General features: G+C 70.0%; 17 protein-coding genes. 12 read left to right on the forward strand and 5 right to left on the reverse strand.

The window, feature by feature from the left end; all coding sequences use genetic code 11:
• Positions 1-18: 18 nt before the first annotated feature.
• The 4 genes from G537_RS0116745 (at position 19) to G537_RS0116760 (ending at position 4,603) form a co-directional block, all read left to right on the forward strand.
• Positions 19-1,392 carry an ABC transporter substrate-binding protein gene (locus G537_RS0116745; RefSeq protein ID WP_051248497.1) on the forward strand — a complete coding sequence of 458 codons (1,374 nt, stop codon included), beginning with the start codon at positions 19-21 and terminating at the stop codon, positions 1,390-1,392.
• Between the two features lie 232 nt (positions 1,393-1,624).
• Complete coding sequence (locus G537_RS0116750) at positions 1,625-2,572, forward strand: carbohydrate ABC transporter permease (protein WP_026871100.1); 948 nt, start codon at positions 1,625-1,627, stop codon at positions 2,570-2,572.
• Positions 2,565-3,404, forward strand: coding sequence for a carbohydrate ABC transporter permease (locus tag G537_RS0116755; RefSeq protein ID WP_026871101.1), 840 nt, complete (start codon positions 2,565-2,567; stop codon positions 3,402-3,404). Before G537_RS0116750 ends, G537_RS0116755 begins: the two co-directional genes overlap by 8 nt.
• 23 nt (positions 3,405-3,427) lie before the next feature.
• A complete protein-coding gene (locus G537_RS0116760) occupies positions 3,428-4,603 on the forward strand; it encodes a glycoside hydrolase family 172 protein (RefSeq protein WP_026871102.1) in 1,176 nt (391 codons plus the stop codon).
• A gap of 5 nt (positions 4,604-4,608) precedes the next feature.
• Here the strand turns inward: G537_RS0116760 and G537_RS0116765 are convergent, their stop codons facing one another.
• The 4 genes from G537_RS0116765 to G537_RS0116780 form a co-directional block, all read right to left on the reverse strand.
• Entirely contained in the window at positions 4,609-4,926 is a 318-nt protein-coding gene (locus G537_RS0116765) for a hypothetical protein (protein ID WP_026871103.1), read from the reverse strand.
• A 34-nt stretch (positions 4,927-4,960) separates the two neighbouring features.
• Positions 4,961-5,428: an HAD family hydrolase gene (locus G537_RS0116770; RefSeq protein WP_026871104.1), complete on the reverse strand. Its 468-nt coding sequence runs from the start codon at positions 5,426-5,428 to the stop codon at positions 4,961-4,963.
• Positions 5,429-5,489: 61 nt separating this feature from the next.
• Positions 5,490-6,731, reverse strand: coding sequence for a cation:proton antiporter (locus tag G537_RS0116775; RefSeq protein WP_026871105.1), 1,242 nt, complete (start codon positions 6,729-6,731; stop codon positions 5,490-5,492).
• Between the two features lie 56 nt (positions 6,732-6,787).
• Positions 6,788-7,774, reverse strand: a complete 987-nt coding sequence (locus tag G537_RS0116780; RefSeq protein WP_245579038.1) for a GntR family transcriptional regulator — start codon at positions 7,772-7,774, stop codon at positions 6,788-6,790.
• A 62-nt stretch (positions 7,775-7,836) separates the two neighbouring features.
• On the opposite strand from G537_RS0116780, the gene G537_RS0116785 reads away from it, so the two are divergent.
• From G537_RS0116785 to G537_RS0116805, 5 genes are all read left to right on the forward strand, one after another.
• On the forward strand, positions 7,837-8,604 hold the full coding sequence (locus G537_RS0116785; RefSeq protein WP_245579039.1) for an SDR family oxidoreductase: 768 nt from the start codon (positions 7,837-7,839) through the stop codon (positions 8,602-8,604).
• Positions 8,605-8,636: 32 nt separating this feature from the next.
• Positions 8,637-9,632 (forward strand): C4-dicarboxylate TRAP transporter substrate-binding protein, encoded by a 996-nt coding sequence (locus G537_RS0116790; protein WP_026871108.1) that lies wholly within the window; start codon positions 8,637-8,639, stop codon positions 9,630-9,632.
• 133 nt (positions 9,633-9,765) lie between these two features.
• A complete protein-coding gene (locus G537_RS38385; protein WP_034851975.1) occupies positions 9,766-10,263 on the forward strand; it encodes a TRAP transporter small permease in 498 nt (165 codons plus the stop codon).
• Positions 10,264-10,272: 9 nt separating this feature from the next.
• Positions 10,273-11,556, forward strand: coding sequence for a TRAP transporter large permease (locus tag G537_RS0116800; RefSeq protein WP_026871109.1), 1,284 nt, complete (start codon positions 10,273-10,275; stop codon positions 11,554-11,556).
• An 89-nt stretch (positions 11,557-11,645) separates the two neighbouring features.
• The gene (locus G537_RS0116805) at positions 11,646-11,972 is read left to right on the forward strand and encodes a hypothetical protein (protein ID WP_026871110.1); all 327 of its coding nucleotides are present in this window, start codon (positions 11,646-11,648) and stop codon (positions 11,970-11,972) included.
• A gap of 33 nt (positions 11,973-12,005) precedes the next feature.
• On the opposite strand, the gene G537_RS0116810 is transcribed toward G537_RS0116805, so the two are convergent.
• A complete protein-coding gene (locus G537_RS0116810; protein WP_026871111.1) occupies positions 12,006-12,341 on the reverse strand; it encodes a winged helix-turn-helix transcriptional regulator in 336 nt (111 codons plus the stop codon).
• Between the two features lie 301 nt (positions 12,342-12,642).
• Here G537_RS0116810 and G537_RS38390 point away from each other — a divergent pair, with 301 nt between their 5' ends.
• The 3 genes from G537_RS38390 to G537_RS0116825 are packed head-to-tail and all read left to right on the forward strand — an operon-like array spanning position 12,643 to position 16,256.
• Positions 12,643-13,149: a (2Fe-2S)-binding protein gene (locus G537_RS38390; protein ID WP_051248499.1), complete on the forward strand. Its 507-nt coding sequence runs from the start codon at positions 12,643-12,645 to the stop codon at positions 13,147-13,149.
• 3 nt (positions 13,150-13,152) lie between these two features.
• Complete coding sequence (locus tag G537_RS0116820) at positions 13,153-14,142, forward strand: FAD binding domain-containing protein (RefSeq protein WP_026871112.1); 990 nt, start codon at positions 13,153-13,155, stop codon at positions 14,140-14,142.
• Positions 14,139-16,256 carry a xanthine dehydrogenase family protein molybdopterin-binding subunit gene (locus G537_RS0116825; protein ID WP_026871113.1) on the forward strand — a complete coding sequence of 706 codons (2,118 nt, stop codon included), beginning with the start codon at positions 14,139-14,141 and terminating at the stop codon, positions 16,254-16,256. The genes G537_RS0116820 and G537_RS0116825 overlap by 4 nt, the downstream gene beginning before the upstream one ends.
• Positions 16,257-16,276: the final 20 nt, after the last annotated feature.

Raw genomic sequence — 16,276 nt, forward strand, 5'->3', positions numbered from 1 at the left:
GACAAGGGGAGGACCGCCATGACCAACCGCAACGGCACCCGTGTGTCCGGACACGGCGAGGGTCCCGCGCCGCTCGGCCGCCGGACGATCCTGGCCGCGGGGACCGCCGTCCTCGGCGGCAGCCTGCTGCCGATGCCTTACCTTTCCCGCGCGCGGGCGCAGGAGGGACCGCTGAAGTTCTGGCAGTTCTACGCGCCAGGCGGGCCGGTGCCCGGCCAAGTGCAGTGGTTCCAGGACACGGTCAAGGCCTGGAACGACCTGCAGGAGATCAAGGTCGAGCTGGAATACATCCCGACCTCGCAATACATCAACGGCACCAAGCTGCAGACCGCCTTCGCCGCCGGCGAGGGCCCCGACATCTTCCTGATCAGCCCGGGCGACTTCCTGCGCTACCACAATGGGGGCGCGCTGCTGAATCTCGCCCCCTATGTCGCGGCCGAGGCCCGCGCCGATTACTACGACACCGCCATCGCCACCCGGCTGGTCGACAAGGGGCTGTACGGCCTGCCGATGGAGGTGGAGCCGATGGCGATCTACTACAGCGTCAAGGCCTTCAAAGAGGCCGACCTCGGCGAGGCCGACATCCCGAAGACCTGGGACCAGCTTCTCGAAGTGGCGAAGAAGCTGACCACCGATCGGCGCTTCGGCATCCTGTTCGAGACCAATCCCGGCTATTATCAGAACTTCACCTGGTACCCGTTCCTGTGGCAGGGCGGCGGCGAGATCGTCGGGAAAGACGGCAAGAGCGGCTTCAACTCCGACGCCGCCCGCGCCGCCCTGAAATTCTGGCAGGACGCGATCGCCCAGGGCGTCGCCCCGCGCAAGCCGCTGGGCTACGGCGCCAACGACATCGCCGCCAATCTCGGCTCCGGCTACTGCGCCATGCAGAATGTCGGCATCTGGGGCATTGCGGCGATGCGCAACGCCGACCCGAATTTCGAATACGGCGTGTTCAAGCTGCCGGTGCCGGCCGGCGGCCAGGACCGCACCGTGGCCGGCGGCTGGGCCTTCGTCGCCAACGCCAACGGCCGCAATCCGGAGGCGGCGGGCAAGTTCTGCGCCTGGGCGCTGGGGTCGATGGACGCCGGGTCGGTGCGGCGCGTGGTCGACTGGTGCACCAAGGCCAAGAGCGACATGCCGCCGCGCAAATCCGCCTTCCAGCAGGCCGAGGCGGCCCAGGCCTATGGCAGCGGCGCGATGAAGACCTTCGCCGAACAGGTGTTCCCGACCGCCCGTGGCGAGCCGCGCGTGCCGCCGCAGGTGTACAAGGCCATCTCCGACGCCATCCAGGCCTGCCAGCTGAACGGCGAGGATCCGGGCAAGCGGGCCGAGATGGCGGCGAAGCAGATCGACAGCTTCCTGGCCGGCTACGACGGCGCGCCGATCCTATGAGCGTGGCGATGCACGGCGCTTCTGATCACGTGCGTCCTTGCATCCCCAGTCCCCCCTTCCCTCGCGGGAGGGGGCTAGGGGGAGGGGGTTCTCTCAGCTCGCGCCGGCGTCAGTGCGCTGAGAGCGGTGAACATGGAGACGATCTTATTCATTTGCGCGCGGACGCGCGCAGACCCCTCCCCCTGCCCCCCTCCCGCAAGGGGAGGGGGGACTGGAAAAGAAGACCGGTGGCATGAGCACGGCCTCGCCAACTGCAGTTTCACAGACGGCGGTGGTGCCGAGGCGCCGTCGCCTGTCCGCCCGGCATCGGGAGTGGATCGCGGGCTATCTCTTCGTGCTGCCCGACGCGCTGGGCCTCCTGGTCTTTGTCGGCGGGCCGATGCTGCTGTCGCTCAGCCTCGGCTTCTTCGGTGTCACCGGCTTCGGCGGCTACCGCTTCGTCGGCTTCGCCAACTACCGGCGCATGCTGGCCGACCCGCTGTTCCTGGAGAGCCTGAAGGTCACCCTGCTCTATGTCGTGCTGCTGGTGCCCAGCCTCTATCTCACCGGACTCGGCCTCGCCCTGCTGGTGCACCGGCGCAGCCGCTTCTCCGGCCTGTTCCGGACGATGTTCTTCCTGCCGCACATGGTCAGCCTGGTGGTGGTCGGGCTGATCTGGCAGGTGCTGCTGATCGACAAGATCGGCGTGGTCAGCCGGCTCTCCGCCGCCCTCGGCCTCGGCGGCCTGTCCTGGCTCGGCGATCCGGAGCTCGCGCTGTTCGCGATCGTCGGCGTCAGCGTCTGGTTCCTGATGGGCTATTACATGCTGATCTTCCTGTCCGGGCTGCAGGACATCCCGCGCGAGTATCACGAGGCGGCGCGGATCGACGGAGCCGGGCCGGTCGCGGCCTTCCTGTACATCACCCTGCCGCTGCTGCGGCCGACCAGCTTCTTCGTGCTGCTGGTGTCGACGGTCGCCGCCGTGGCCGGCGCGCAGACCTTCGACCTGGTCTATGTCATGACCAAGGGCGGCCCGGCCAACTCCACCTCGCTGGCGATCTATTACATCTACGAGCAGGCCTTCCAGTTCGGCGAATACGGTTACGCCGCGGCGATGGCCTCGGTGCTGGTCCTGATCCTGCTGGGCTTCACCGCCCTGCTGTTCCTGGTCACGCGCGGCGGGCGCTTCGACTATGACTGACGCCGCCGCCCTCCCCGCCCGCGCCTTCCGCCCGGCCGGGACGATCTGGTTCCTCGCCTCGGCCCTGCTGGCGCTGACATCCGTGGCGCCGCTGCTGTGGATGGTCTCGATCGCCTTCAAGGGACCGGACGAGATCTTCGACCCCGGGCTGATCCCGGCGCGGCCGACGCTGGAGAACTTCCTCTACGTCTTCACCGAGGTCGACTTCCTGCGGTTCCTGCTGAACACGCTGGTGGTCGCCGGATCGGTGACGGTGATCGCGCTGCTGTTCCACTCCATGGCCGGCTACGCCCTGGCCCGGCTGCGCTTCCCGGGGCGGGAGGCGATCTTCCTCGGCATGTTCTCGACCTTTCTGATCTCGCTGCCGGTGATCATCGTGCCCCTGTTCATCCTGGTGCGACAGCTGGGCCTCGTGAACTCCTATGCCGGGCTGATCGTGCCGGCGATCTTCAACGCTTTCGGCATATTCCTGCTGCGCCAGTTCTACCTGAACGTGCCGCGCGAGCTGGAGGAGGCCGCCTTCATCGACGGCGCCGGCTACTGGCGGATCTACTGGAGCATCGTGCTGCCGCTGTCCCGCCCCATCCTGGCGGCGCTGGCGATCTTCTTCTTCCTGGCCAACTGGAACGCCTTCCTGTGGCCGCTGACCATCACCACCGACCCGAGCCTCTGGGTGGTGCAGGTCGCGGTCGCCAGCTTCCAGGCGCAGTATTCCGCCTCCTGGAACTACATCATGGCCGCGTCGACCGTGGTGGCGCTGCCGACCCTGCTGCTGTTCGTCCTGTTCCAGCGGCAGATCGTGGAATCGATCAAGACGGGCGGCCTGAAGTAGCCGCCGAGACGAGAGGAAGCCCCATGCAGAGCAATGCCGGATTGTCGCCGCTGCGCGGCCTCGCCAAGCTGCGCCAGGCCCGGACCCGACGCTTCTCCAGCTGGGACCGCACCGGCGGCAACGACGACCGGCTGCACATCGCGCCCGGCGAGACGGTGACGATCGCCGAGGCCTCGGGCGCGGGCATCGTCACCCACATCTGGGTTACCATCAACTGCGCCAGCCGGCACGCGCTGCGCAAGATCGTGCTGCGCGCCTGGTGGGACGGCGAGGCCGAGCCCAGCATCGAATGCCCGCTGGGCGACTTCTTCGGCATGGGCCATGCCCAGACCCGCAACTTCGCCAGCCTGCCGCTGCAGATGAGCCCGCAGGACGGCCGCGGCTTCAACTGCTACTTCCCGATGCCCTTCGGCAGCCATATGCGCTTCGCCGTGACCAACGAGGCCGAGCACGAGTTGCTGTTCTACTACTACATCGATCTCGAGCTGCACGATGCGCTGGAGGACGGCCTCGGCCGCTTTCACGCCCAGTGGCGCCGGGCCGCGCCGCAGCCCTTCGACGAGGCGGGCCTCAGCAACGAGGAGGTGCTGTTCGGCGGCGTCACCACCGACGGGGCGAAGAACCATGTCATCCTCGACGCCGCCGGGCACGGACACTATGTCGGCTGCCTGCTGAGCGTCTACTCGCTGCGCCGCTCGCGCAACTGGGACTGGTACGGCGAGGGCGACGACATGATCTTCGTCGACGGCGAGCCCGGGATCTCGGTGCCCGATGCCGGCCGCAAGCCGCAGATCGCGGCGGAGGCGCCGCAGCCGGTGATCGCCGGCCGGCCGGAGAGCGCGCCGGGCGCCAATGACGCCTGGCCGCCGACGCTGCACGGCACCGGCACCGAGGACTATTTCAACACCGCCTGGTGCCCGAACCAGGAATACTCCGCCCCCTATCACGGCATCATCGCCGGCGGTGGCCCGAACTGGCAGGAGCCGGTGACGCTGTACCGGTTCCACATCGAGGATCCGGTGGTGTTCAAGCGGTCGATCCGGGTGACGATCGAGCGTGGCCACGCCAACCGGCGCGACGACGAGGTGTCGAGTATCGCCTTCTGGTACCAGGCCGAGCCGCACAGGCCCTTCCCGCCGCTGCCTGCCGTCACGGACCGGCTGCCGAGCTTCCGCGCGCCCTTCGAGGAGCGCGGCTGACGCCGCTACGGCAGCCCGCGCGTGCCGGGGCTGGGGTCGGCACTGTCGTCGACCGTGGCGGTGCCGCTCTCGTTGGAGTCCGCACCCCAGGCGCGGGCCTCCGCCAGCACCGCCTCGTCGAGCTGGTCGGGCATATGCGCGCCCATCAGTCGGATCGCCTGGACCAGGGCCAGCACCTCGCGGTCGAGAGTCGGCTCCGGCCCGTCGCCGCTGCCGATCAGGCGGGGCGGGATGCTGGCCTCGACCACCACGCGGATCCGCCCCAGGGCATCCCAGGCCTGCTCCGCCGTCCAGCCGGCGCTGGTGTCGGGTTCCTTCGCCATACCCGGTCAACGGCGGCAGGCCGGTCTCCGGTTCCTACAGGAAGCCGGCCTGCCTCAGCTTCGCGATCGAGTCCGCCGCGCTGCGGTGGTGGATGAACACGCCGCCGGTCTGCTCCCACAGATGCCGGTATGTGTCCCGGTCGTCGACCAGCGCGTCGCCGGGATGGCAGTGCTCGCATTTCAGCGCCGCCGTGGTGGTAATGACCTTCACGCCGGGGAAGTATCGCGCGGCCCAGCGCCGCTTCTGCGGTTCGGCCCAGGCCCCGCGCGGCAGGCCGGTCAGGATGACGGGGTCGAGGTGCCGCACGGCGTCGTACAGCTCCATCGCATCCGGCATCAGCTCGAGATTGGCGAAGAAGTCCGGCGCGCGCGCCAGCGCCTGCCAGAACCGGGCCAGCCCGAACCGCTGCTCATAGGCGCGGGGATGCATGCCGAGAACCGCCGCGGCGCCGCGGTCGAAATCCGCCAGCACGCCGTCGCAATCCAGATAGATCCGCGCCATCGCGACCACCGTCCCCACTGCCAACGACCCTGATCTTTCGCATGTTCGGTCGGCAGGGGCATCAGGATGCGCGGGCCCTGCGCCGGCGGTCCGCCCAGGCCATCAGCGGCGTCGCGGCGATGCCGTGCATCAGGATCGAGGCCAGAACCGTGAAGGAGGCGATGGTCCAGAGCCGGCCGCCGTCCGGGAACGGCACGCGGTCCAGGGCATAGGCCATGTAGTAGAAGGTGCCGAGACCGCGGATCCCGAAGAAGGCCATCAGCCCGCGCGCGGCGGGCGGCAACGGCGTGCCGACCAGGCTGACCCAGCCGCACAGCGGCCGGATGACCAGGAGCAGGGCGGCGGCGGCCAGGATATCGACCCAGCCGAGCCGGCCGAGCGCGCCGGTTCCGATCGCGGCGCCGAAGACCAGGAGCACGACGACCATGAGCACGCGCTCTATCTGCTCCGAGAACTCGGCCATCGCGCCGTGGAACTCGCTGCTGCGGTCGGTCGCCCGCAGCGTCACCGCGGCGATGAACACCGCGACGAAGCCGTAGCCGGCGGCGAGCTCGGTCACCCCGAAGGAGATCAGGGTGACGCCCACGGCGACCAGCCCGTCGCCGGTGCGGGACAGCTTCAGACGCGGCAGCCGGAAGGTCAGCCAGCCGAAGACGCGGCCGGCGGCGTAGCCGATCAGCGCGCTGCAGCCGATCCTCCAGACCACGTCGATCGCCAGCCAATGGACCCAGGCCGCCTCCGGCGGTGTGGTTGCGAGCGTCATGGCGAGCACGACGAAGGGGAAGGCCAGGCCGTCGTTGAGTCCGGCCTCGGAGGTCAGGGCGAAGCGCACCTCGCCGCCCTCCTCCTCCCCCGGCGGGCCGGCCTGCACGTCGCAGGCCAGCACCGGATCGGTCGGCGCCAGCGCGGCGGCGACCAGCAGGGCCGCCGCCCAGGTCAGGCCGAGAGCCGCCCAGCACAGCACCGCCATGGCGGCGATGGTGAGCGGCATGGCGATGCCGAGCAGCCGCCACGTCGCCTGCCATCTGCGCCAGCCGAAGGGGCGCTCGATCCGCAGCCCCGCCCCCATCAGCGCCACCAGGATCACGAACTCTGTCATCTGCTCCAGCACCCGCTGCTGGAGCAGCAGCGCGGAGGCGCGCTCGATCCAGGGGCCGTGCGGCGCCAGGAAACCGATGGCCACGGCAATGATCGGCAGCGACAGCGGCAGGCTTCGGACGACGAGCGGCAGCCAGGCCGACAGCAGGACCAGCAGGCCGAGCACAATGATGACGGCGGCCGATGCGTCGAACGTCCCAGGCATGCCGGGCCAACAGCAGGATCGCCGTGCCGGTTTCCTGCGCGGCCGCCCCGAAGGCCTCAGCCGCCCTCTCGATACGGCGCGAGATAGGGCAGCGGCTCCGGCCGGAACTCGCGTGCGACAACGTCGATCCGGGCCATGGCGCGGTCGAGCGAGGCCCGGAGGTGGTGTTCGAGCGCCCCGGCGGCCTCGGCCACGCGCCCGGCTTCCAGGCGCTCGACGACGGCCATGTGCTCGGGCAGGAAGGGCTCGGTCGGGTAGAGGCGCGGGCCCCAGCGATAGAGGAAGCTGTGGGCGATCAGCAGCGACTGGTAGAGCCGCAGGGCTTCCATCATCGTGCGGTTGCCGCAATGGCCGAGGAGCTGGACGTGCATCTCGGTCTCCAGCGCGTCGAGCGCCGCGCCGTCGAGCTCCTCGGCCCGGGCGATCGCCTGCTCCAGATGCCGGCGCATCGTCGCGACGAAGCCCCGCGGCACCGCCGGCACGGCGTTGACCAGCGCCACCGGCTCCAGCACCCAGCGCATCTCGTACAGCTCCGCCACATAGTCGCGGGTCAGGGCCGGCGCGTACCAGCGCGACCGGTCGTCCTTGCGGATCACGCCGCGCTGATGCAGCCGGGCGATGACGTCGCGGGCGACCGTTCGGCTGACGCCGTAGTGGCGCGCCAGCTCGGCCTCGATCACGCGCCAGCCGGCGAAGGGGGTGCGCGCCACCACCGCGGCCTCGACCTCGCGGTAGATGCGCTCCCAGCTCGCCGCCGCGGTCAGACGCAGCGGCTCGATCGCCCTCGCCTCCCCCGGCCCGGCCGGCGCAGCCCCGGCCGGACCGCGGACGACATAGCCGTGGCCCTCGGCCCGCTCGACCAGCCCCTCCGCCTCCAGCCGCGCCAGCGCCTGCCGCGCCGGGGCGCGGCTGATGCCGAAGCTGCCGGCGAGATGCGATTCCAGGAGCCGGGTGCCGGGCGGCAGGCTGCCTTCGCCGATCCGCGCCGCCAGGATGGCGAAGGCGCGCTGGTGCAGCCGCGGCTCGACGCCGGAGGTTGTCATCCGCCTGTGCATGGCTAAAGTATACATAAGACACACGACAGGTGCAGCGAGAGCGAAGCGGCATGTCCGCTCGCCCGATGGGAGGCGCCATGGGCCGGCTGGACGGCAAGCGTGCGTTCGTGACCGGGGCCGGCCAGGGCATCGGCCGGGCTGTGGCTCTGGCCTTCGCCTATGAGGGCGCAGCGGTGGTGGCGGCGAGCCGCACCCCGGGCAAGATGGAAGACCTCCCTGCCCTGGCCTCCACGATCAAACCCGTCGGGCTGGACGTCACCGACGGTCCCGCGGTCGAGCGGACGATCGCGGCGGAAGGCCCCTTCGACATCCTGTTCAACGGCGCCGGCTGGGTGCACAGCGGCACCATCCTCGACTGCAGCGAGGCCGACTGGGCGCGGAGCCTGGACCAGAACGTCACCTCGATGTTCCGCACCATCCGGGCGGCGCTGCCGGCGATGCTGGAACGGCGCAGCGGCGCGATCATCAACGTCGCCTCGGTCGCCTCCAGCCTGTCCGGCGTGCCCGGCCGCGCCGCCTATGGCGCCAGCAAGGCGGCGGTGATCGGCCTGACCAAGGCGGTGGCGCGCGACGTCATCGCCCATGGCGTGCGCTGCAACGCGCTGTGTCCCGGCACCACGCACACGCCGTCGCTGGAGGAACGGATCGCCGCCGCCCCCGACCCGGAGGCGGCGCGTCGGCAGTTCGTCGCCCGCCAGCCGATGGGCCGGCTGGGCGACGTGGCGGAAATGGCCGCCGCCGCGGTCTATCTGGCGAGCGACGACGCCGCCTTCACCACCGGAACCGTCCTCGTCGTCGACGGCGGGCAGACGCTGTGAGCGGCAGGGAGACGGACGCAAAGGAGCAGCAGATGACGAACTGGGGGAGAATGGTCCGGCCGGTCTGCGTCACGCTCGGCCTCGCGGCGCTGGCCGTTGGGCCGGCTGCGGCGCAGGAGAGCTACACCCTGCGCTTCAACCATGTGCTGGCGCCGGGCGAGCCCTATCACGAGGGCTTCCTGGCCTGGGCCCAACGGGTCGAGGAGCGCACCAAGGGCGGGCTGAAGATCGAGGTCTTCCACTCCGCCCAGCTGGGCGTCGAGGAGGACATCATCGAGCAGATGCGCCAGGGCGCCAATGTCGGGCAGAACACCGACGCCGCCCGGCTCGGCACCTATGTCCCCGGCATCGCCGTGATCAACGGCCCCTATTTCGTCGAGACGCTGGAGGAGGTGGGCAAGCTTTCCACCGCCCCGACCGTCGTCGCCTGGCAGGAGGAGCTGGCGAAGCAGCACGGGCTGAAGGTGGTGTGCTTCGACTGGGTGCAGGGCTACCGCAACTTCTTCACCAACACGCCGGTGCGCAAGCCGGAGGATCTGAGCGGCCAGCGCATCCGCACCCCGCCGGCGCCGATCTGGCAGGAATCGATCCGCGCGCTCGGCGCCTCGCCGGTCGCCATGGCCTTCGGCGACATGTATCCCGGCCTGCAGCAGCGGGCGATCGACGGGGTCGAGCTGGTCTACAGCAACATTCCGGGCGGCCGCTTCTACGAGGTGCTGAGCACCGCCAGCGAGACCAGGCACATCCTGCTGGTGAATTTCGAGGTGGTCAGCGCCGAGTTCTTCGACAGCCTGCCCCAGGACTATCAGACCGCGCTGGTCGAGGAGTGCCGCCGCGCCGGGCAGGAGACCTCGGCCAAGATCATCGCCCGGGAAGGCGAGATCAGGAAGGAGCTGCGGGACCGCGGCATGACCATCGTCGAGGATGTCGACCTGGCCGCCTTCCGCAAGGCCGGCGAGCAGGCTTACCAGACCCTCGGCCTGGTCGAGGCGAAGCAGAAGGTCCACCAGGAGATCGGCAAGAACTGAGCCCAAAGCCGTCATTGCGAGGAGGCGAAGCCGACGACGCAATCCAGAAGACGGTAGAGTGGCCCTGGATTGCTTCCCCCCGGCTCAAGGCCGGGGTCGCAATGACGAGGGATGAAACGGCGGAGGCGGGGTCGTGGCGAAAGTCTATTCCATCCTGTGCAGGGCGGAGGCCGTGGTCGCCGCGACTTTCCTGGTGGCGATGGTCGGGCTGATCTTCCTCGGCGGCGTCGCGCGCATGGCGCACTATCCTCTCAACTGGACCACCGACCTCGCCACCTGCCTCTTCGCCTGGGCCTGCTTCCTGTGCGCCGACATCGCCTGGCGCAAGGGCGACCTGATGTCGATCGAGATCCTGACCGCGCGCCTGCCCGAGGCCGCCCGCCGAGCCCTCACCACCTGCAACCTCGTCATCATCGCCGCCTTCCTGATCTACGTGATCGGCGCCGGGCTGCGACTGTCCTGGATCAGCCGCTTCCGCAGCTTCCAGGGCATACCCGACGTCAGCTACTCCTGGGTGACGATGAGCCTGCCGGTCGGGGCGATGCTGCTGCTTCTGACCACGCTGCTGAAGCTGAAGCAGCTCCACCGCGGCGTCCCGGCGGCCGAGCGGCAGCCGGCGCAGACGGTCTGAGGCGGCGCCATGCTGATCGTCGCCATCGCCTTCCTGGTCCTGATGCTGATGGGCATGCCGATGGCGTTCGCCATCGGCATCTCCGGCGCGCTGTTCTTCCTGCAGCATCCGGAGCTGCCCTACACCATCCCGATCCAGCTCACCGTCTCGCAGACCCAGAACTTCGCCCTGCTGGCCGTGCCGCTGTTCATCGTCGCCGGCAATTTCCTCAACAAGTCCGGGATCACCGAGCAGCTGCTCAACCTCGCGGCGGTGCTGACCGGCCGGCTGCGCGGCGGCCTGGCCCAGGTGTCGATCGCACTGGCGGCGCTGATGGGCGGCGTCTCCGGCTCGGCGATCGCCGACGCCGCGATGCAGGCGCGCATGCTGGGACGGGAAATGCTGAAGCGCGGCCTGTCGCGGGGCTTCGCCGCCGGCGTTCTGTCCTTCGGGTCGCTGCTGACGCCGATCATCCCGCCCGGCATTGGCATGATCATCTACGGCACGATCGGCCAGGTCTCGATCGGCCGGCTGTTCGCCGCCGGCTTCGTTCCCGCCTTCCTGCTGTGGGCGGCCCTGGCGGCGACGATCTCGCTGACGGCACGGCGCCGCGGCTATCCGCCGGAACGCGCGGCGCGGCCCACCGTCGCCGAGGTGACAACGGCGCTGCGCGGCGGCATCTGGGCGCTGCTGTTCCCGGTCTTCCTGCTGCTGGGGCTGCGCCTCGGCATCTTCACCCCGTCCGAGATCGGCGCCTTCGCCGTGGTCTACGCCATGGTCGTCGGCCTCCTGATCTACCGCAAGCTCGGGCGGCAGAGCTTCCTCGAGGCGCTCGAAGGCAGCCTCGCCGATGTCGGCGCGGTGATGTTCCTGATCGTGCTGTCGGCGATCTTCAGCTACGGCATCGTGCTGGAGCGGGTGCCGGACACGGTGTCGGCCGCGATTCTCGGCCTGACCGACGATCTCGAAATCGTGATGATCCTGATCGTCCTGATGCTGCTGGTGGCCGGCTTCTTCATCGACGCCACGGTGCTGATCATCATGCTGACGCCGATCTTCCTGCCGCTGATCCGTAGCCTCGGCGGCGATCCGGTGCATTTCGGCCTGGTCTTCATCGTCGCCGCCACCATCGGCAACTTCACCCCGCCGGTCGGCGCCGCGATGTACGCCGTCTGCTCGATCCTGAAGATCCCGATCGGCGAGTACACGCGCGAATCCCTGCCGCTGTTCGCCGCGGTCGCGCTGGTGACGCTGCTGCTCGTCTTCCTGCCCTCGGCGGTGCTGTTCGTGCCGAACCTGATCTTCGGCCCGTGACCGCCGCCACGCGGCAGAAATTGTTCCGGGCTTGTCGGGTCGCGGCGATCCGGATCGTCCTCTGGCGAGATCATGTCTGGAGGCGAGCCATGAACGAAGAACCGGTGATCAAAATGCGTCGCAAAGGCAGGGAGCTGACGCAGAGCATGCTGATCCCGAGCGAGAGCATGATCGCCGACGCGCTCCGCGCCGCACGGCCCGGCCAGCTGTCGGACCTGGCCGAACTGAGGCGCGCGCTCGCAGCGAGATACGGCGCCGACGCCTGCTGCCCGGTGACCACGCAGCGGCACCTGGTGCGCATCAGCCAGGACGGCAGCGCGCCCTTCTGGCGGGTCGTCGATCCCGACCGGCCTTTCGCCCGCAGGATGGCCGGCGGACCGGACCACATCCGCGAAAGGCTGGCCGCCGAACGCTGATCGACGAAGTCGCGCCGGAGCGAACCTCACGGCTCAGGGGTGCCGGGCTGCGACCCGCTCCGCATGCTTCTCGCCCCAATCGGCGAGCGGGCCGAGCGCCTGGTTGAGCGAGGCGCCGAGTTCCGTCACCGAATATTCCACGCGCGGCGGCACCTCATGGAACACCTCGCGGTGGACGAGGCCGTCCGCCTCCATCTCCCGCAGCTGCTGGATCAGCATCTTCTCACTGATCCCCGGCACCAGCCGCTTCAGTTCGCCGAAGCGCCGGGGCTGGAGCTGGATCTCCCACAGGATCAGCGCCTTCCACTTGCCGCCGATGACCTCCAGGGCCGGCCCCAGGCCGCAACTGTAGGGCTGCTCTCCCCTCATGATACCAGCTGCCCGAAACGTTGACCCGTCATGGCGAGCCCCGAAGGGGCGCGGCCATCCAGCGGCACAGGCCCCTGGATGGCCACGGCGCTCCGCGCCTCGCCATGACGGGGAAGAGACCGAAGAATCGATCTCAAAGACTGCTGGTGTGACTCCCTCATATCACAAACTCCACAATTCTTACCACGAGGTAAGTACCTGAGTTTTAGGTAGGTACTTGAGGAAAATCAATCAACCAATACCTTCCAAGCAACCGAGCGAGCCGAACCCGGCCTCGGGCGCAGCAGGAAGGGCGAGACATATGGACGCCGAACCCAACACCATCGAATCTCCCGGGGATGCGACAGCGGAGGTGACCCTGCGGGTCAACGGCCGCACGCGGCGCCTCCGGATCGATCCTCGGGTCACGCTGCTCGACGCGCTCCGCGACCATCTCGGCCTGACCGGGAGCAAGAAGGGCTGCGACCGCGGCGAATGCGGCGCCTGCACGGTGCACATCGACGGCCGCCGGGCTCTGTCGTGCCTGACGCTGGCGGTCATGGCCGAGGGCCGCGAGATCACCACGATCGAGGGGCTGGCCGAGGGCGACCGGCTGCACCCCGTGCAGGCCGCCTTCATCGAACATGACGCGTTCCAGTGCGGCTTCTGCACGCCGGGGCAGATCATGTCGGCGGTCGCCTGCATCCGCGAGGGGCATGCCGGCTCGGACGATGAGATCCGCGAGTTCATGAGCGGCAATCTCTGCCGCTGCGCCGCCTATCCGCAGATCGTCGCCGCGGTGCGTGCGGCGGCCGCGACCGGAGCCTGACCCATGCAGAGCTTCGCCTATGAACGGGCTTCGACCCTGGCGCAGGCCATCGGCGCCGCGGCCAAGCCGGGCACGGCGGTGATCGCCGGCGGCACCGAGCTGCTGAACTGGATGAAGGACGGCATCGCCGCGCCGCGGCGCCTGGTCGATCTGAATCGCGTTCCCGGCCTGGACGGCGTCACGGCCGACGCGCACGGCCTCCGGATCGGGGCGCTGGCCCGGATGAGCGATCTGGCCGAGCATCCGGCGATCCGGCGCGATTATCCCGCGATCTCGCAGGCTCTGCTGCAGAGCGCCTCCGCCCAGATCCGCACCATGGCCTCGATCGGTGGCAACCTGATGCAGCGCACCCGCTGCCCCTATTTCCGGGCCGAGGTCGAGCTGCCCTGCAACCGGCGCCGGCCGGGCAGCGGCTGTGCTGCGCTGGCGGGCGAGGACCGGTCGGCCGCGATCTTCGGCTGGACCGAGCACTGCATCGCGACCCACCCGTCGGACGTGGCGGTGGCGCTGGCCGCGCTCGACGCCGTGCTGCATGTCGACGGGCCCGGCGGACCGCGTGCGATCCCGGTGACGGAGTTCCACCGCCTGCCCGACGACCCCTCCGTCCCCGAGACCGTGCTGGAGCCCGGCGAACTGGTCACAGCGATCGAGGTGCCGGCCTCCGCCGCCGCGCGGCGGTCGCATTACCTCAAGCTGCGCGAGCGGGCGTCCTACGAATTCGCGCTGGTCTCGGCGGCGGTCGGGCTCGACCTCGACGGCGATGTCATCCGCGAGGCGCGGATCGCGCTCGGCGGCGTCGCGGCGAAGCCGTGGCGGCTGCGGGACGCGGAGGAAGCCCTGCGCGGCATGGCGTCGGCGGACGAGCCGGCGCTGCGGCGCGCCCTGGACGCCGGCTTCGCCGAGGCGCGGCCGCGGCGCGGCAACGGCTTCAAGGTGGAACTGGCCAAACGCGCCGTCATCCGGGCGCTGCAGATCGCGGGAGGCGCGGCATGAACGGCGGAATCGGGCAGGCGGTCAGCCGCCGGGACGGTCCGGCGAAGGTCACCGGCGCGGCGCGCTACGCCGCCGACACGCCGGTGGCCGGCGCGGCCCATGCGGTGATCGTTCCGGCGACGAAACCCAAGGCCCGGATCGCGAAGATTGATCTCGACCGGGCATCGGCTGCGGCCGGCGTGATCGCCATCTTCAGCCATGAGAACGCACCGCGCTTCGGCCAGGTGACCGTGGTGCTGGCGGAAGACAACCTGCCGCCGCTGCAGGGCGACCGCGTCCTGTACGAGGGACAGCCGGTGGCGCTGGTGGTTGCCGGGACGCCGGAGCAGGCGACGGAGGCGGCGCGCCTCGTCCATGTCTCCTATGACGAGGAGCCGTTCGAGGCGGATTTCCTCGCCAACCCGGATCAGGCCGAGCCGGTGACCGAGTTCTTCGGCCTGCCGCTCGACACCGCCTGGGGCGATGTGGCGGCCGCCCGGCGCGAGGCCGATGCCCGCGTCGAGGCCGTCTATGTCACGGCCGACCGGCACCACAACCCGATCGAGCCGGGGGCGATCCTGGCGGTGTGGCAGGACGGGCAGCTCACCGTGCATGACTCGACCCAGGGGGTGGCGGAGGAGCGCGAGGCGCTGGCCCAGGCGCTCGGGCTCGACCCGGCGCGGGTGCGGGTCCGCAACGATTTCATCGGCGGCAGCTTCGGCGCCAAGCTGTGGGGCCTGCCGCACCAGCTGCTCGCGGCCATGGCGGCGCGGGAGCTGGAGCGCCCGGTGAAGCTGGTGCTGACCCGGGCTCAGTCCTACACGGCTTGGGGCTACCAATCGGCAACCCGCCAGACCGTGGCCTTGGGCGCCCGGGCCGACGGCACCTTGACCGGCTTGCATCACGATGTGGTCGCTGCGGGCTCCCATATCGGCCATTACATCGAGGCGGCGGGCTGGGACACGCCCGCGATGTATGCCACGCCAAACTTCAAGATCAGCCATCGCCGCCGGCGTCTCGACCGCGCCAGCCCGTCCGCCATGCGCTCGCCCTTCGGCGGCGTCGGCCTGGTCCCGGTCGAGATCGCCATGGACGAGCTGGCCGACCGCCTCGGCCTCGACCCGCTCGAGCTCCGGCTCCGGAACTATGCCGAGGCCTATCCGGCCGATGGCCGCCCCTTCTCCTCCAAGCGGCTGAGGGAGTGCTACGCGGAAGGGGCGCGCCGGTTCGGCTGGTCCGGCCGGTCGCCGGCGCCGCGGTCGATGCGCGATGGGCGCGACCTCGTCGGCTGGGGCATGGCGACCGCGGTGCTGCGGGCGTTCCGCTTCCCGGCCACGGCGCGGATCGGCATCGACCGCGACGGCCGGGTGCTGGTCGAGACCGCGACGCACGATGTCGGCCAGGGGCTGAGCACGATCCTGCGCCAGATCGCCGCCGATGCGCTCGGCGTGGCGGTCGGGCGCGTGGACCTGGCGATCGCCGACACGGCGCTGCCCAAAACCACCTTCACCGGCGGCTCCTCGACCTCGATGAGCGTCGGCTCCGCCGTGCAGGCCGCCGCCACGACCTTGAAAGAGAAGCTGATCGAGGCCGGCGCCAACGGGCCCGAGGGCTATGCCGGCGCGCTGGCGCGGCTCGGCGTCGAGCGGCTGTCGGCCGAGGGCGAGTGGTCGCCGGCCGACAATGAAACGACCCCGCCGATCTTCAGCTTCGGCGCGGTCTTCGCCGAGGTGCGGGTCGACCGCGACATCCCGATCCCCCGGGTCAGCCGCGTCGTCGGCGTCTACGACGCCGGCCGGATCCTCAACCCCAGGACCGCGCGCAGCCAGATGACCGGCGGCATCATCTGGGGGATCGGCCAGGCGCTGCTGGAGAGATCGGAGATGGATCCCCGCCTCGGCCGGTTCCTGTCGAAGAACCTGGCCGGCTATCTGGTGCCGGTGAACGCCGATGTGGGCGAGATCGACGTCGCCTTCGTCGAGGCGCCCGACCCGCATGCCAGCCCGCTCGGCGCTCGCGGCATCGGCGAGCTGGGCGCCATCGGCATCGGCGCCGCGATCGCCAACGCCGTGTCCCACGCCACCGGGGTGCGCGTATGCGAGCTGCCGATCCGGCCGGAGCATCTGATGGCGTGACGATCGCCCATCGCCGAAAG

The organism is Inquilinus limosus DSM 16000, assembly GCF_000423185.1.
Taxonomy (GTDB): domain Bacteria; phylum Pseudomonadota; class Alphaproteobacteria; order DSM-16000; family Inquilinaceae; genus Inquilinus; species Inquilinus limosus.